Origin of the sequence: Enterococcus sp. DIV0703 (assembly GCF_051711065.1) — a bacterium.
GTDB lineage: Bacteria > Bacillota > Bacilli > Lactobacillales > Enterococcaceae > Enterococcus_B > Enterococcus_B hirae.
The window spans coordinates 214,504-230,590 of the sequence record NZ_JBIOLX010000001.1 but is presented as its reverse complement, the minus strand read 5'-3'; the positions used below and the strand labels follow the sequence as shown (position 1 = coordinate 230,590).

Annotated in this window: 13 protein-coding genes; 1 reads left to right on the top strand and 12 read right to left on the bottom strand. The window is 38.6% G+C overall.

All coding sequences use genetic code 11. The features are described from left to right. Positions 1–105 precede the first annotated feature (105 nt). The 3 genes from IGK81_RS01140 to IGK81_RS01130 all read right to left on the bottom strand — a co-directional run bounded on the left by IGK81_RS01140 (position 106) and on the right by IGK81_RS01130 (position 6,398). Positions 106–1,929, bottom strand: coding sequence for an amino acid permease (locus IGK81_RS01140; RefSeq protein ID WP_010720326.1), 1,824 nt, complete (start codon positions 1,927–1,929; stop codon positions 106–108). 560 nt (positions 1,930–2,489) lie between these two features. After that, on the bottom strand, positions 2,490–5,195 hold the full coding sequence (locus IGK81_RS01135) for a YhgE/Pip domain-containing protein (RefSeq protein WP_034698729.1): 2,706 nt from the start codon (positions 5,193–5,195) through the stop codon (positions 2,490–2,492). 258 nt (positions 5,196–5,453) lie between these two features. Beyond that, the gene (locus tag IGK81_RS01130; protein ID WP_034698726.1) at positions 5,454–6,398 is read right to left on the bottom strand and encodes an NADP-dependent oxidoreductase; all 945 of its coding nucleotides are present in this window, start codon (positions 6,396–6,398) and stop codon (positions 5,454–5,456) included. Positions 6,399–6,620: 222 nt separating this feature from the next. On the opposite strand from IGK81_RS01130, the gene rpsN reads away from it, so the two are divergent. After that, positions 6,621–6,890: a 30S ribosomal protein S14 gene (gene rpsN, locus IGK81_RS01125; protein ID WP_010736862.1), complete on the top strand. Its 270-nt coding sequence runs from the start codon at positions 6,621–6,623 to the stop codon at positions 6,888–6,890. Positions 6,891–7,213: 323 nt separating this feature from the next. On the opposite strand, the gene IGK81_RS01120 is transcribed toward rpsN, so the two are convergent. The 9 genes from IGK81_RS01120 to IGK81_RS01080 all read right to left on the bottom strand — a co-directional run bounded on the left by IGK81_RS01120 (position 7,214) and on the right by IGK81_RS01080 (position 16,029). After that, positions 7,214–7,576 carry a type II toxin-antitoxin system PemK/MazF family toxin gene (locus IGK81_RS01120; protein WP_010720330.1) on the bottom strand — a complete coding sequence of 121 codons (363 nt, stop codon included), beginning with the start codon at positions 7,574–7,576 and terminating at the stop codon, positions 7,214–7,216. Between the two features lie 10 nt (positions 7,577–7,586). Then, positions 7,587–8,708 (bottom strand): alanine racemase, encoded by a 1,122-nt coding sequence (gene alr, locus IGK81_RS01115; protein ID WP_010720331.1) that lies wholly within the window; start codon positions 8,706–8,708, stop codon positions 7,587–7,589. Between the two features lie 15 nt (positions 8,709–8,723). Continuing rightward, positions 8,724–9,074, bottom strand: coding sequence for a holo-ACP synthase (acpS, locus tag IGK81_RS01110; RefSeq protein WP_010720332.1), 351 nt, complete (start codon positions 9,072–9,074; stop codon positions 8,724–8,726). A 129-nt stretch (positions 9,075–9,203) separates the two neighbouring features. Then, on the bottom strand, positions 9,204–10,715 hold the full coding sequence (gene cshA, locus IGK81_RS01105) for a degradosome RNA helicase CshA (protein ID WP_010720333.1): 1,512 nt from the start codon (positions 10,713–10,715) through the stop codon (positions 9,204–9,206). A gap of 322 nt (positions 10,716–11,037) precedes the next feature. Continuing rightward, positions 11,038–12,390 (bottom strand): UDP-N-acetylmuramoyl-tripeptide--D-alanyl-D-alanine ligase, encoded by a 1,353-nt coding sequence (locus tag IGK81_RS01100; protein ID WP_034698723.1) that lies wholly within the window; start codon positions 12,388–12,390, stop codon positions 11,038–11,040. 76 nt (positions 12,391–12,466) lie between these two features. Beyond that, a complete protein-coding gene (locus tag IGK81_RS01095; protein WP_010720335.1) occupies positions 12,467–13,543 on the bottom strand; it encodes a D-alanine--D-alanine ligase in 1,077 nt (358 codons plus the stop codon). Positions 13,544–13,712: 169 nt separating this feature from the next. Beyond that, positions 13,713–14,078 (bottom strand): DUF2512 family protein, encoded by a 366-nt coding sequence (locus tag IGK81_RS01090; protein WP_034698720.1) that lies wholly within the window; start codon positions 14,076–14,078, stop codon positions 13,713–13,715. A gap of 126 nt (positions 14,079–14,204) precedes the next feature. Next, positions 14,205–14,669: a YaiI/YqxD family protein gene (locus tag IGK81_RS01085; RefSeq protein WP_034698750.1), complete on the bottom strand. Its 465-nt coding sequence runs from the start codon at positions 14,667–14,669 to the stop codon at positions 14,205–14,207. Next, positions 14,653–16,029, bottom strand: a complete 1,377-nt coding sequence (locus tag IGK81_RS01080; protein ID WP_034698717.1) for a hypothetical protein — start codon at positions 16,027–16,029, stop codon at positions 14,653–14,655. Before IGK81_RS01080 ends, IGK81_RS01085 begins: the two co-directional genes overlap by 17 nt. Positions 16,030–16,087: the final 58 nt, after the last annotated feature.

Genomic DNA, 16,087 nt, shown 5'->3' with positions numbered 1-16,087 from the left:
ACATCAATTAAGTGACACTTTTTTATTTATTTTTTTTGTAATTAGAAAATAAATAAATAAAAAAATGCCTGAGTTTCTCACTCAAGCATTTTTTGTCTTTAACATTTATTTCTTCAAATGATAACTATACGTACTTATCACGATATTTTCTCGCCAAGATAAACGAAGTCTTAATCGTAAACTTGTTTGATTGTGTAAGATATTTTGCCAACGACGGTTTGGTACAAACTGTGGAATCAATACTGTCGTCGTATAGTTTTGTTTTGCGGCATTTTTACTTACCAGATCAACGTAGCGGATAATTGGATTTTCAATGGAACGATAAGAAGAATGAACAACTGAAAAACGGACATCAGGAAAATGTTTCTTAAAGTCTGCTTCAATTTCTTTTTCTTTTGCTATATCTTCATCCAATGACACGTGCATGGCCACCACATAATCCCCGATCGAACGAGCATAATTAATCGCACCGATGTTAACACGTGTGACATTTCCTACTAAAACCAGCACGGTATTTCCATCATAGTCATGTAACTTGGCGTCCGTTTCAAGTCGCAGCTGTTCTGCTACCTTTTTGTAGTGATCATGAATGCGATAGAAAATATACATCACAATTGGCATGATGATAAAGAATGGCCAAATATCACCTAAGCGGTAAACGAACAAAATCGCAATGATCGCATAAGAGATAAACGCACCTGTGATATTTGCAATAGATTTTCCTAACCAGTTCTTTCCTTCTTTTTTCCATTTAACGACCATTCCTGTTTGCGATAGCGCAAAAGGAATAAATACACCGATCGAGTATAACGGAATCAAACGTTCCGTTGAACCATGGAAAATAAATAAGAGAATGATCGAACCAAAAGCTAATGTCATGATCCCATTTGAGTACCCTAAACGATCTCCACGATCTTGATACATATGTGGCATGAACTTATCTTTTGCCAAATTGTATGCTAATACTGGGAATGCAGAGAATCCAGTATTGGCAGCAACCGCCAAGATCAAAGCGGTAGCAAATTGTAATACATAATACAATACGCCATGGCCAAAGACAGCTTTCCCAATTTGAGACAATACAGTAACTTCTTTTTCAGGTACGATCCCATACCAATAGTTGATGAACGTGATACCGACAAAGAAGAAGCCTAAGATCAAAGCCATCATTGTTAAAGTTGCTGCTGCATTTTTTGCTCGAGGTTTCTTGAAAAATGGTACGGCATTACTAATTGCTTCAACCCCTGTTAAAGAAGAAGAACCAGAAGAGAATGCTCGCAAAATCAATGCGATCGACACCCCTGGGATTGCAGCTCCAGGTAAGGCTGTTGCATGTAATGGTACGGCACCAGTAATGATATTAAACAGTCCGACCGCAATTAGCAACGTAATCACAATGATGAACGTGTAAACAGGGAATAGCAAGAAAGAAGCCGATTCCCTTAACCCGCGTAAATTCAGCATCATCAAGAGCAATACGATCGCAACTGAGATTGCTACTTGGTGACCATACAATGCGGGGATTGCCGAGGTAATCGCTTCGGCACCAGCTGACACGGAAACAGCTACCGTCAACATATAGTCGATCAACAAGGAACCTCCAGCGATCAACCCGGCATTTTTCCCAAGGTTTTCACTGCTGACGACGTAAGCTCCTCCGCCTTGAGGATACGCGTGAATGATTTGACGGTAAGAGAGAGTTAATGAAATCAATAGAATAATAACAAATGCTGCAATTGGCAGTGAATACCAAATGGCTGCAGTTGACAAGGCAACTAAAACAACCACAATCTGCTCTGTACCGTAAGCAATGGATGATAGGGCATCCGATGACAGCAATGCTAACGCGGCAAAACGAGTTAATTTATGCTCGTCGTTTTCAGCAGATTTCAACGGCTTACCTACTAACAACCTTTTTAAGTAGTCCAATTTTTTTACTCCTTTACACACATATTTACTTCAAAATTATTATTGTCAAAATTAAAAAAAATTTATCTTAAACAAGATGTTATAGTACGCTCCCATAATATAAAAGTCAATAAACTTTCATAAAATTAATTGAAAAAAATTAGAAAAAAAACAGTATTTTTTTCAATCGTACGTTAAATTAGCAAATGCCTTACATTTCAGCGACTTTTTTCCTTTTCTGTCAAAAAATGTAACATCTCACTCATCGAGATTTTTCTTTCCTATTCAATAAAAACTTTTACTTTTCGTAGAACTTGAACAACCAGCACTTTCCAAAAAATAAGTAAACGGACTGTGATTTTTTCTAGCAATCATCAATCATTGTGGAATCAGCCATAACAAACTTTACTTTTCTATTTTCAATTTTTTCAATTAAACTCGTTGTTTCTACAAAAAGAAAAAAATAGCTCCTCTGATCACCTAAGCTCTGTTAATAAAATAAAGGCCTTGTCAGACGAAAATACATGACTATTTCTGTCTAACAAGGTCTTCTTTTTTCAAACTGGTTATTGCTTTAACTACTAGTGGAAAATATGACTCTGATGTGCTGCTTCTTTGAATTTGACCATTTTTTCTTGGACATAAGGCGCAACAGCCGTTCCAATAACACCAAAGCTAACGAATAGACCAATCATGATCCAAATCGCATTTGCAGCATTTGGCCAATAGATTCCTCCTGCTGATTCTCGTAATAGATTAACCGCATGAGTGAATGGCAAGAATGGATTGATCATTTGGAAGAACTTCCCTGATACTTGGATAGGATAGTTCCCACCTCCACCAGAAATCGATAGCACGAGGATAATGATCGCAAGTCCCTTCCCAACGTTATCAAAGAGCGCCGCTAAAACATACACGATCATCATAAAGGCTAGCGAGATCAAAACGGCAAAGGACACGCTATAAACTGGATTATGGACATCCACGCCTAATAAAAAGATATTTCCTAAAGTAACGATCAAACTTTGTGCGACAGCCATCGTTAAGAACGTGAGCATTCGTGCAACAAATTGTTCTCGTTTTGTAAAATTGTTTCTTTCTTTTTTACCTAGATAGTAATCGGTTGTCGCTACACTTGATAGCAAGACAGCTCCCACCCACAAACAAAGTGCTGTATAAAATGGCGTACTTGCCGAGCCGTTGTTTGCAATTGGATACATCGTATTGGTTTTTAATTCTACTGGTTGCGTAAAGAAGTCACTCTCTTTCGTGGCATCTAGTTTCAATAATTTAATCACTTCTCCTAGATCAACTTCTTTTTCTCCTTTACGAATAGCATCTGCTGCTTTTTGGATACCTGTCTTGATGTTTGGCCAATCATTATTGATCAAATCAGCTGCTGCATTTACTGCCGTTTCAACTTGTGGCATTTTTTCATTCGCTGTTGTCATCGTACTTGTGATTTCATTTTTGATCGTTGGCCAGTCATTTTGGATAAAGTTAGCAGCTGTACTCAATTTGTTGGCTAACACTGGCAGGTCATTATTATACAGATCGGCTCCTTTATTGATCCCATTGACGATCGTTTCCATATTACCATTCAACATGGTGTTTGCATCATGGATCTCTTGTCCGATCGCTGGCATTTCTTTTTGGTACTTCTCTAATATCGCCACTGCATTGGTCACTGTTGCTTTTGTTGAATTTAACAGCGAATCAAAATCGATTTGGTCAGCCTTGCTTAACGCACCTTGAGCTGTTTCAATCGTGCTGATGACTTGATTTAATAGTGAATCAACGGTTGAACTGACTTGGTTCACATCGATTCCAGAAATCAAGTTATTGACATTTTCAGCAGCAGTTTGAACTTCCTCTAAGATCTCACTTACTTTTTCGACATTGCCTTCTTGAATGGCTTGTTTCAACGCAGGCAGGCGATTTTGTAAGCCGCTTAAAACTGGTTTGATACTATTTAATGTATCGATTATTTTTTGAAGTTTGGTATTACCCGTTTGATTCTGTAGCTGTGTCAAAAAGGTAATCAACTGATCAATCGCTTGTTGCTGTGCTGGTAAACTATTATAGAGATTATCCAATAGACTGAGTAAGTTTTTCTTCTCGTCTTCCGTCAATTGATGGTCTGTGATTGCTTGTTCAACATTCTTTGCAAATAGACCGATGGACGTTGCTGTCTGACTAATTGATTGTACCGTTGTATTCACGCTTGTTGTGATACCTGGTAATGCGTCTTTTAATTGCTCTGCACCTGATTTTGTTTGAGTAGCTAGATCTTTTGCTTGTGTTTCTAATTTCTTCACATCAGGTAAGATTTCTTGGACTTGTTGGATGATCGACAACCCTTGTTTCGCTTCAGTGATTCCTTGATCCATCGTTTCTTGGATCGATGAAAAATCCTGATCGATCTCAGCAATTTGTCGACCTGCATTTTGGATTTCCGGTATTTTTTGTTGTAAATCTAAAATGATTTTCGCTTGCTCTTGGAGCTGTGGCATTTTATCATTCAGTGCAACCACTTTTTGTCCCATTTCATCGACTTGTGGGAGATAGTCCACAAATTCATTGGCTTTGTTTAACTTTTCTTTAATAGAAGGTAGTTGTTTTTGTAAATCGAGTACTTGTTGCGTATAACCGTCGATCGTATCAAGGTTCTCATCCGTTGAAAGTATCATTGATTTGACCTTATTGATACTTACTAGATTCGAATCAATGTCATAACCGATCTCGTTAAAGACCTTCAATAACGTTGAACTAGCTGTCTTGATAAATTCATCTGTAATCTGGGTTTGGATCGCAGAAGCTCCTTTATCGGTGATCTTAGGAGCGATCGCATTGATTTTCTCATTCACCGTGTATTCGATTTTTGGCTTTCTGATCTCTCCACTCGTAAAACTTAACAAGTCTTCTGAGAAATCCTTCGGTAAGTAGATTCCTGCATAATATTTCCCAGAACGAACCCCTTGTTCCAGTTCTGCTTTTGAGTCAACGAATTGCCATCCGAGTTGTTTATTGTCATGAAGTGATTTGATCACTTCTTTCCCAATTGCGACTTCTTTCCCTCGAAATTCTGCCGGTTGATCTGCACTGTAAACCGCAATAGGCAATTCACCGGTATTTCCGTAAGGATCCCATAACGCTTTGATGTTGAACCACGCATATAATGAAGGGATAATCATAATTGCAATGATCAAAAGTGTAGCAATTGGATTTTTAAAAATTCTTTTCCAGTCAAGTAGATATAATTTTAATGTGTTTTTGATTGACCGCATAAATATCCCCTTCTTCTTTTTTCAGCTGCATTACTTTACCATGTAAATCATGTAATTTTCAATTCCCTTTTTTCAAAAAGTTCGATAATTTAGACATAATAGTCAAACTGTCCGATTGTCTGACCATAGAATTGAAGAAATAGTTAAATTTTACATGTACCACTTTACCATTAAATAAAGCAGAAAGAAATTTTCATGCTAAAAATCAGAAGAAGAAAACGCATCCAGAAAAAGTTTGCTCCTTTTACCAGCCCAGCTCTAATCATAAGTTAATACGATTTTACCTGCAGAGGGGTGTCCTTCAAGTTGATGGTGCGCCCAGATTAAATGATCAAGAGTTGCAGCTAATTCTTCTGCTACAAAAATATGGTAATTTCCTGTTTTATATGCAGCAATTAAATGAGTCAAAGCTTCTTGATCTGAGTATTCTTTTCTAGGAACAAAAGTCTCATAAAACCCATTTTTTTTCTGACGAGATGCAAGGGAAGGCAATTCATTCAACGCAACATAATGACCTTCTTCTTTCATAATTTTGATAGCCATGTCTCCCGCGATGCTTCCTTTCGTCGCATCGATCACAATATCTGCTTGATTACTGAATACTTCTTCAGGATTTTCTTGATCATAAGAAGAAAAATGAGTAACGCCTAAACTTCGGACTAATTCTTCATTTGTCTTTGATGCACTAGCAAACGTCCGAATCCCTTTTTGATGAAGTAATTGGATCAAACTAGTTCCTACGCCTCCTGAAGCTCCGGTCACCATTACCGTGTCAGTTGGTTGGATCGTTAGCAGATGATTAATCACATTGTAAGCAGTGATCCCCGTCGTTACCATTGCAGCCGCTTCTACCCAACTCATTTCATCTGGTATTTTAGCCACTTTACTTGCTGGTAAGACGATTTCTTCGCCGTAAGCACCTGACACAGGATGAACGACTACACGGTCCCCCACAGCAAATGAATCGACGTCACTTGCTACTTCCGTCACGATTCCTGCACCATCATTCCCTAATACGTAAGGGAATGTTAGGGTTCGAACTTCCTTCATCTTTCCTGAACGCAAAGCGACATCATAAGGATTGATACTAAACGCTTTCAATTCCACACGAAGATGATTTGGCGTGACCTCCCTTGGTGTGTCTACTATTTCTTGAAACACCTTTTCAGCTGGCCCATAACCACTAATAGCAAACCTACGCATCTCTACCCCCTCCTTTTCTTCTAGTTTACGTGTAACACCACTATTTGACAAAAAAACTGTTTTAATCGCATCGGTGGCCTTTCTCTTTCATAGAGAACAAGAGAAGGACTAAACATTTTTAGAAACAAAATAATTGTTTTATTTCTCACACTATGTTAAGGTACCTACACTAAACCGTAATTTTTACGATTTGAAAAATTAAAGAGATTATTGGAGGAAAATATGGCAAAAAAATCAAAAATTGCAAAAGCTAGAAAACAACAAGAAATGATTGCCCGCTATGCTGATTTACGACAAGAGTTAAAAGCGAATAAAGATTATGAAGCCTTACGTCAATTACCTTTAGATGCACGCCCTGAGCGTTTGAAAAACCGTGACTTGATCGATGGACGTCCTCGCGGATATATGCGAAAATTCGGCATGTCTCGTGTGAAATTTCGCGAACTAGCTCATCAAGGACTGATCCCTGGTGTCAAAAAAGCTAGTTGGTAATTAGTATTAGACAGACGAAAGATATTCTGGCAAAATAGCAGTCACTCTCTGAATAAGATAAACTAATCAAACACATATAAAAAAAGCCGTAAGGACTAAAGATAGGAAAACTATTTTTGGTCCTTACGGCTTTTTTATAAGTTGAACAATGCTGACTCAACTTTTTTCTTATCATTATCCAGCATTTTTTATTAAGAGTCAGAAACGACCGTATAGCGATTGACATCATTAACGCTCAGATCCAACGATTTCTCTTATAACCTTTGTTGATTGACATTCAAGATAATTAGCTTGTTCCTTTTATATGTAAAGGCATAATGTGCTTATTTAGCGACAGGGGTCAATGCTTCGATACCTACACTGATTTTAAGTGCATGATCGACTTCTGACATAATTCCTCGATCTAAATGACAAACTTTTTCTTTTAATCTTGATTTATCAATTGTTCTGATCTGTTCAAGTAAAATGACAGAGTCACGTTCGATTCCAGTACCAGTTGCTTTTATTCCAATATGCGTAGGCAATTTAGGTTTGGCCATTTTGGCAGTAATGGCCGCCACAATAATCGTTGGACTAAAATGATTCCCTAAATTATTTTGAATAACTAAGACAGGTCGTGTCCCGCCTTGTTCTGAACCCACGACTGGAGAAAGGTCAGCAAAATAAATGTCTCCTCTTTTTACCATAGGATTCTCCTTACTCTTCATATTCTCTAGGAATGCGCGTTCCTAGTACACAGGCTACCTCATAGTGGATCGTACCTAATTGATCCGCTACTGCTTGCATCGATATCTCTTTTTCCTGATTTTTACCAATCAAAGTAACCTTTGTTCCCAGTGGAACTTCCTGAGGTAAACGGATCATAATTTGATCCATACACACACGTCCAACAATTTCACATAAATTTCCATCCACTAGGACGGAAAAGCCTTGCATGTTTCGTAACCAGCCATCCGCATAGCCAATCGGGATCGTCCCGATCCACTCTGGTTGATCGGTAATATAGGTTTCCCCGTAGCCGATGCCTTCACCTTTAGCCAAACGTTTCACTTGGATCAACTCGGAAACTAACTCTAGTGCGGGTTCCAATGGATACGGTTCTGGCAGTGCATGCCCTGAAGGATTTAACCCATACATTGCTACACCAAAACGAATCATGTTACCAATTTTTTCATCATGCCATAAAGCAGTAGCACTATTACTTACATGAACATACTTAGGTAAAGCAGGCAATGCATCGATTGTCTCTATAAAACGTTGATGTTGCTGTTGCCAATACGTTTCATCCGCTTGATCAGCCGTTGAGAAATGGGTGAAAATCCCTTCCCATTCCAATACAGCACTTTCTTGAATAAATGAAACTGCCTCTACGACTTCTTCAGGTGTCAAAAAACCAATCCGTCCCATGCCGGTATCAACTTTCAAATGAAGTGCTAACGCATGTTTCAGCTTTCTTTCTTGCAGATATTCAACAGCCTGTTCTAACCATTCTTTGTTTCCTACAGTGATCGATAAATCATGGACAACCGCTAAAGTCAATGCGTCAATGGGAATCATATTCAACACTAAAATAGGTTGTGTGAATCCCGCTTCCCGCAATTCAATCCCTTCGTCTAGATTAGACACACAAAATCCAGTAGCACCTCCAGCCAGTGCAGCTTCTGCTGTCTGGACTGCTCCGTGCCCGTAACCATTTGCTTTGACTACAGCAAATAGCTCTTTTCCTTTTGGTAATCTAGCTAATTCTTTTTTGACATTTTCAGTAATAGCTTTTGTATGTATAATGACTCTTGTAGGTCGGTGCCAAGCGACAACCATGATTTTTCCTTCTTTCTAATCTTCTAAAATAATTTGTGCAAACGCTAATTCATCCGTATGCGTGATACTAACAAAACAAGTACCTGAATGAGGTGATTTTGTGACTACAGGTTGTCCTGCATCATTTTTTAAAATTTCAATTTCTTGAAACGTCACCTTACCAATACCAGTTCCCCACGCTTTTGAAAAAGCTTCTTTGCAAGCGTAACGCCCTCCGAGAAATTCTACTTGTCGGTGAAAAGGCAGGATTTGAAATTGCTCGATTTCATTTGGCGTCAACACTCGGTCGATAAAATTTTGTTTTTCTTTGATGATCTTTGCAATCCTTGGTAACTCAACTGCATCAATCCCAATTCCTTTAATCATAGACTCTACTCTTTTCAAAAATTTTAGAACACTCTCATTCTACCAAATTCTCGGTATTTTACCACCAATATGTCCATAAATAACTAAAAAGAAAGCTCCTCTTAAAAAAGAGAAGCTTATCATTTATTATTAATCGTTATTTGTACGGATCACAAATCCACGTTTTTTATCGTTTTGACGCTTACCGCCATCTTTTTGATGGTTATTATTTTTACTGTAGCCACCTTTTGATTTGTTGCCACGGTAGTTGTTATTATCGCGTCGATTACGGTTATTTCCGCCGCCACGTTTGCCATTTTTATTATAGCCTTTTTTCTGCATTGGCAATGGACGTTCTGGAGTGATTTTAACTGGTATTGCATCAGAAGGATCCTTCGCAGTCGTTTTTAGTAACAAAGCTACTAAATCTTGTGCAGAATACTCTTCAAGCAATTTATCTGCTGTTTGCAAATACTTGTCTAAGCCGTTTTCTTCAAGCTTAGCTTCAATTTGTTCCACTGCAGCACCTAGTTGTCCCTTGAATGCTTCTTTTTCAGTTGGCGGACGTAGAGTAGCCATCCGTTTTTTCGTTAAGTTCTCAATAACATGTAGGTAGCTCATTTCGTTTGGCGTAACGAATGTCACTGACATCCCGCCTTTACCCGCACGACCTGTACGTCCGATACGGTGAACATAACTTTCTGGATCTTGTGGAATGTCATAGTTGTAGACGTGAGTCACGCCTGAAATATCCAAACCACGTGCAGCTACATCCGTAGCAACTAAAATATCTAAATGACCATTTTTAAATGAACGTAAAACACTCATTCGTTTTTGTTGTGAAAGGTCCCCATGGATTCCTTCTGCACGATAACCGCGAGCTTCTAATCCACGTGCCAATTCATCAACACGTCGTTTTGTACGACCAAAAACAATCGTAAGTTCTGGTGTTTGGACATCGAACAAACGTGTCATGATATCGAATTTTTCGTATTCTTTTGCTCGAACATAATATTGATCGATTAAGTCAGCTGTCATTTCTTTCGCTTTGATCTTCACGTGTGTTGGTGATTTCATGAATTTCACGCCGATATTTTTGATTGCAGGTGGCATTGTTGCTGAGAATAATAATGTTTGGCGTTCTTCAGGTACTTTTGAAATAATACTTTCAATATCTTCCAAAAAGCCCATGTTCAACATTTCATCTGCTTCATCTAGAACTAATGTTTCCACTGTTCCTAATTTCAATGTGTGGCGGTTGATGTGATCCAGCATACGTCCAGGTGTTCCTACGACAATATGTGGACGATCTTTCAATCCACGGATTTGGCGACCGATATCAGCGCCTCCGTAAACAGCTTGTACACGTACTCTTTTATCACGACCAAGACGATAAAGCTCTTCTTGTGTTTGGATCGCTAATTCACGTGTCGGTGCAATGACTAACCCTTGCAATTCGTGGCGATTAGTGTCGATTTTTTCTAACATCGGCAAACCAAAAGCAGCCGTCTTACCAGTCCCTGTTTGTGCTTGTCCAATCACATCTTTTCCAGACAATGCTAAAGGGATTGTTTCTGACTGGATCGGTGTTGCTTCTTCAAAACCAGCACGCTCTACTGATTTCAATAATTCTGGTGATAATTCTAATTCTTTAAATTTCAAATGAATCCTCCTATATGGTTGTTAACTGAGGATGTAGCTTAATTTTTGCTACCCCGTCGATTGTTCGGTCAAAGTGTTTGGTTCTTTTTGACAGTGGCCACGTACGTTTTTACTCATTCTTAGCCCCTGTGGCACCACCGAAAAATCACTTTGCGAAGTTTAGGCATTAGAAAAGCCAAACGGGTCGCGTTCAGCTTTATCATTGTTATGACATCTGGCTCTAGCAATTTACATAAACGAAAGAACCAGTCCAATTTCTCTTCATCTTTCGGCAATAGGTTATTCTAGCATAATTTCTTATTTTCTGCAAGTTTGCAGTTTATTATTTCATTCCTTGCAATTGTTTAACGACATCAATCAATCCCATTCCATTGCTTCCTTTTAAAACGATGCTATCTTCCGGACGTATTTCTTCTTTCACCGTTGCAATGAGTTGTTCTTTATCTGTTTCAAAATATTGTACGTATAAATCTGGATACTTTTCGTTCAACTTTTCATATAATGCTTTCATTTGGGGCCCATATAAATAGACTCCCGCAAAATCAGCTGGATCAAGATGTTCAGCCAGACTTGCGTGCATCTTCAAAGCATCTGGTCCTAATTCCAGCATGTCCGCAAGTACAGCAAGTCTTCTCCCTTTTGTTGGTAAGTTGGCAAAAGTATCTAAGACCAATTCCATTGCTGTAGGATTCGCATTATAGACATCACTTAGAATCCCCGCACCATTTCCAGCACTTAGCCACTCCGTACGATTTTGCGTCACTGTGACACTTGCTAAACCTAGACGGATGGCTTCCGTTGGCAGACCAAAAAATTGCCCAACAGCATAAGCAATCAACGCATTGGTGACATTATAACTTCCAGGAAGAGGAATCATGAACGATTCATCATTGACGATAAAATGTGTGGCTGTTTTCTCTTCACTCGTTACCTCCGCCTGTAGCTGCCCTGTATTTAATCCAAATGTTTCAATTTTTTGAGTCAAACTTTCAGTCAAAGGTTTCAATAATGGTTCTTCTTCTGGGATAATCAACAGCCCATCTTCTCTCAAACCATCAACAATCTCCATTTTTGCTTGCGCGATTCCTGCTCGTGAGCCAAGGTTTTCAATATGTGCTTCACCAATCATCGTAATAGCCGCTACTTTAGGTCGGGCAATCAAAGAAAGCTCAGTGATCTCTCTGGCATGATCCATCCCCATTTCTAAAACGATTTTTTCGGTATCCATCGGCATATGCAAAATCGTATAAGGCAATCCAATATTATTGTTGTAATTTCCTTGTGTTTTATAGGTTTTGTACTTTTGAGCTAAAACTGAAGCAGTCAAATCTTTTGTCGTTGTTTTCCCATTACTTCCCGTAATTGCCACCACTTCAGCCCCAACTTTCGCTAGGTAGTACTTCGCCAGATCTTGCATTGCTTTTAGTGGATCATCCACAAGAATCACTCGAATCCCACTAGGTGCTTTGGTAGGTTCCAGACTCCAAAAAGTAGCAATCGCTCCATTATCCATGGCTTGTTGGATAAATTCGTGTCCATCTCTTGCTCCTTTTAGCGGCACGAACAACCCACCTTTTTCAATCTTGCGACTATCGAACTCCACACCTGTGATTTCCGTTAAATCATTCATTACGCTTCCTACAGCTTGAGCGATTTCTTGTACTGTTAGTTTCATAAAAAACCCGCCTTTTCGCATTTAGAAGCCGGAACAAATGTGAATGACATTCGCTCCAGCTTCTATTTTTATTTGTCTATTCGTTTGCTTCAAAAAAACCTTGTCGTTGATTAAAACGATTGATTCCTAATTGAATCAATTCTTCGATCAAATCGCCATACTTCAAGCCCATGTTTTCCCACAATAATGGATACATGCTAAATTGCGTGAATCCAGGCATTGTATTTAACTCATTTAGGAATAGTTCATTTTTATTCGTCAAGAAGAAATCACAACGGCTCAAGCCACTCCCACCTAGCATTGTATACGCAATTTTTGCATATTCCTGCGCTTTTTGATAGACCTCTTCCGGTACTTCAGCTGGGATTTGCATTTCAATCTTATTGTTAATGTATTTCGCATCATAATCATAGAATGCAACATCTTTGACTACTTCACCAGGTAACGTGGTACGCACGTCTTCATTCCCTAAAACAGCTACTTCAATTTCACGTGCTTCGATCCCTTGCTCAACGATCGCACGAGAATCATATTGATAAGCTAATGCAAGCGCATTTTGCAGCTCTTCACGGTTCTCCGCTTTAGAGATCCCTACACTTGAACCCATATTTGCTGGTTTGACAAACATTGGGTAAAGCAAAGACCCTTCACATTGATCAAAGATTTTTTTAGGATTTTCTTTCCATTGATTTTTCAAAACAGGGACATAAGGAACTTGTGGCACCCCTGCCGCTTGCAAAATGTATTTGGTCATGATCTTATCCATTGCACAAGCACTTGTTAAAACGCCAGCGCCGACATATGGCAAGTTCAATGTTTCCAAAAATCCTTGAATCGTTCCATCTTCACCATTAGGTCCGTGTAAGACAGGGAAAACAATCGTTCCTTCTTCTTTGATTTCTCCAGGATTGATCACTCTTCCCGTAAAGCCATCTGTCACTTTTCCGCTTGGGTCCCATGTCAAATGTAAGTCTTCTTTGCTCGCTGGTTTCTCTGTTAACAAAGGGCCTTTCACCCATTGACCTTCTTTGCTGATAAATATCAGTTGAACTTGATAGTACGTATAATAAATAGCATTTAAGACTGAAAACGCTGAAAGAACTGAAACATCATGTTCTGCACTGCGTCCACCATATAGTAAAGTAATCTTCAAAAGATTGTCCTCCCGTATCCAATATCTTTCACTTTTACTTCATATTTTAGCACAAAATCAAAAGAATCAAACAGCTTATTTTTCAAAAAGTCGATAAACTTATTTGTTAAATCAAGAAAAAAGGCACGGCATCGCTGCCTGCGCCTCTTTTTCGATTGTTGTTTTTCATCTATTCCATCTTTCGTTCATCAGGGACAATCCCTTGATTTAACAACCATTTATGGAAGAACCATTCTCCTATGCCAATTAATAAAGCAGGAATCAAAACTTTCATCCAGATGTTCGTCATATCATTCATAAAATAAAGATATACCCACAAAATGACTGCGGAAGAACCGGCATCTGCGATCGTCGCTGCAATATTCCCCACCTTTCGCAAAATGAGTAAATCACCTAATACATAAATCATCACAACGATAATGACCCCAACAATTGTCGAATCCATGAAGCTAACTCCGTATAATCCTGTTAATACGATCCATAAAATCGCCCAAATCATGATTGCTTTTACAATTAATGCTTTTACATGTTTCATTTTCCACTCTCTCCCCTCAGATTAGAAAAAAATTAGATAATAAAATATCTTTAATTATTTTATCATTTTAAAGACAATACAAGCAAAGATATCGTACTAATTGAGGGGAAAACAAACCTATTGTCGCTACTCATTGTTTGAAGATAACTTGACTTGTTCAAGCGCTTGAATTAATGCCTGTCTAAAGTTTTGATGATCTTGAGTGGTAAAAGGTTTAGGTCCTCTAGTTCGAAGACCTGCTTTGCGCAACCTTCCACTTTGGTAACGTTGTTCTAACAAGGAGTCAATCGTTGTTGCACTAAATTCTTTACCCGTTTGATGAAACACTCGTACCCTCTTTGATAAAACTAAAGAAGCTAACCCATAATCTTGTGTGATTAGAATATCTCCTTTGCGAATCAAGCCCACAATGCGGTAATCTGCGCTATCTGCGCCTTGATCAACGTACACAAATTGAACATACGCTGGATATTCTTTATGGGTGTAATGAGCCACGCTCGTCACGATCATGACTTCCACTTGATACAAACCAGCAATTTCAATTACATCTTCCTTAACCGGCGAACCATCTCCATCAATCATTATTCGCATGATGCCGCACCTCTCGTTTCCATAATAGATAAACACCCAGCACACCAAGGAGTAACCAGCTGATGTTCCCCCACTTAGCGTATTCCATTAATTGCACACTGATCGTAGGAACTCTTAACTTGTCAGTCAACTGCAACAGCACTGCAACGGGTAGCTCTAGCCAACGGGTAAGAACTAATAATAGCCCCATCAAGAGAAATTGATGGACCACACTCCCTTTGTTTTGTGTCGTAAATTTAATGATGACTCGTTGATCCATGGGAATATCCGTATCAGTGTCATAACACACACGATTTAACCAACCGCTGATCACAGCATGACAAAAACTTAAGAAAAACAATCCAATCACAAACGCAGTCGGGATCAATAAAATCAATAAAGAGAGAGATAGCCCGATCAACTGGACGATCACTGGAGGATAGGGGAAACTACGTAAGATACGATTACCAATCAGCTTAGCGACGACCATTCCAGCTATATAAGGTAGATACATATAAGTGGCTAAATGATCAAATCCATACAAAACTCCTACATAAAATGTACTAAACAAAAAGAGAAAGTTCCCCACCATTCCACTCAAAAAATTCATGAGATTGAGCCAACTTGGAAACTGCCAATTTTTTTTGCCTCGCCCTAAATAAAAAGCGGCTAAAACAAATAAAAAGAGAAAAACATAAATTGTAAGATCAAACAGTTCTGGCTCAACGAGCAAGCGTGCATTTCGAAGCAAAAACAATAAGACAAAAAACACAATAAACAGCACAAATTCTTTCGTGACAAAAATCGTTGTTTTCATCTCTTTAAAATCCAATTCATACCTAGGATAATGGCTGATGGTGTGATAAGCCATGATATAAAACAATGTATACAGCCCTAACGTCACAACGATTTGGGTCGTACCTGACAACTCGATCGAGCGAAAAAGCAAAACCAATAATAGTAGCGCAAAGATATATTTTTTGCCTGTCATATTCGTAAAACCCTGTCGCTTTTCATGGTAATTAACAGTCACATTTGCTGGAAGTAGCCAAGCTGCACTAAATCCCAATAAAATACTAGACAAATAAAACAAGGGGAAATAGAGCACACCAAAGATCCCTAATAACGAACCCGCCCCTCCCATTAAAAGAGCAATCATCAGTAATGTATAACTATCTAGACCTAAACGAATACTGCGGATCAAAAACAATCCCGTCATACGGAAAGTATAAAATAAGGTAAACGGTAAAATCGAAGCCCAGTTAGCCCCATCGCTCAAATTCAGAAATAAAAGGTAAGGAATAAATATAACCGTATTAGCTAAAATAAAAGGTGTTGATTGCGTAAAATTACGACCAAATTGTTTGATTTTCTCGAACATAAAAAAACTCCTTAGCGAGTAATTACAAAACTTATTTTTCATTCATTCTAGCATTAAT

Excerpts from the sequence above, each read along its gene's own strand:
- IGK81_RS01085 (WP_034698750.1), bottom strand. The coding sequence starts at position 14,669 with ATGCGAATAATGATTGATGGAGATGGTTCGCCGGTTAAGGAAGATGTA.
- rpsN (WP_010736862.1), top strand. The coding sequence starts at position 6,621 with ATGGCAAAAAAATCAAAAATTGCAAAAGCTAGAAAACAACAAGAAATG.
- IGK81_RS01130 (WP_034698726.1), bottom strand. The coding sequence starts at position 6,398 with ATGCGTAGGTTTGCTATTAGTGGTTATGGGCCAGCTGAAAAGGTGTTT.
- IGK81_RS01080 (WP_034698717.1), bottom strand. The coding sequence starts at position 16,029 with ATGTTCGAGAAAATCAAACAATTTGGTCGTAATTTTACGCAATCAACA.
- IGK81_RS01120 (WP_010720330.1), bottom strand. The coding sequence starts at position 7,576 with ATGGTAAAAAGAGGAGACATTTATTTTGCTGACCTTTCTCCAGTCGTG.
- IGK81_RS01090 (WP_034698720.1), bottom strand. The coding sequence starts at position 14,078 with ATGAAACATGTAAAAGCATTAATTGTAAAAGCAATCATGATTTGGGCG.
- alr (WP_010720331.1), bottom strand. The coding sequence starts at position 8,708 with ATGGTTGTCGCTTGGCACCGACCTACAAGAGTCATTATACATACAAAA.
- IGK81_RS01135 (WP_034698729.1), bottom strand. The coding sequence starts at position 5,195 with ATGCGGTCAATCAAAAACACATTAAAATTATATCTACTTGACTGGAAA.
- IGK81_RS01100 (WP_034698723.1), bottom strand. The coding sequence starts at position 12,390 with ATGAAACTAACAGTACAAGAAATCGCTCAAGCTGTAGGAAGCGTAATG.
- acpS (WP_010720332.1), bottom strand. The coding sequence starts at position 9,074 with ATGATTAAAGGAATTGGGATTGATGCAGTTGAGTTACCAAGGATTGCA.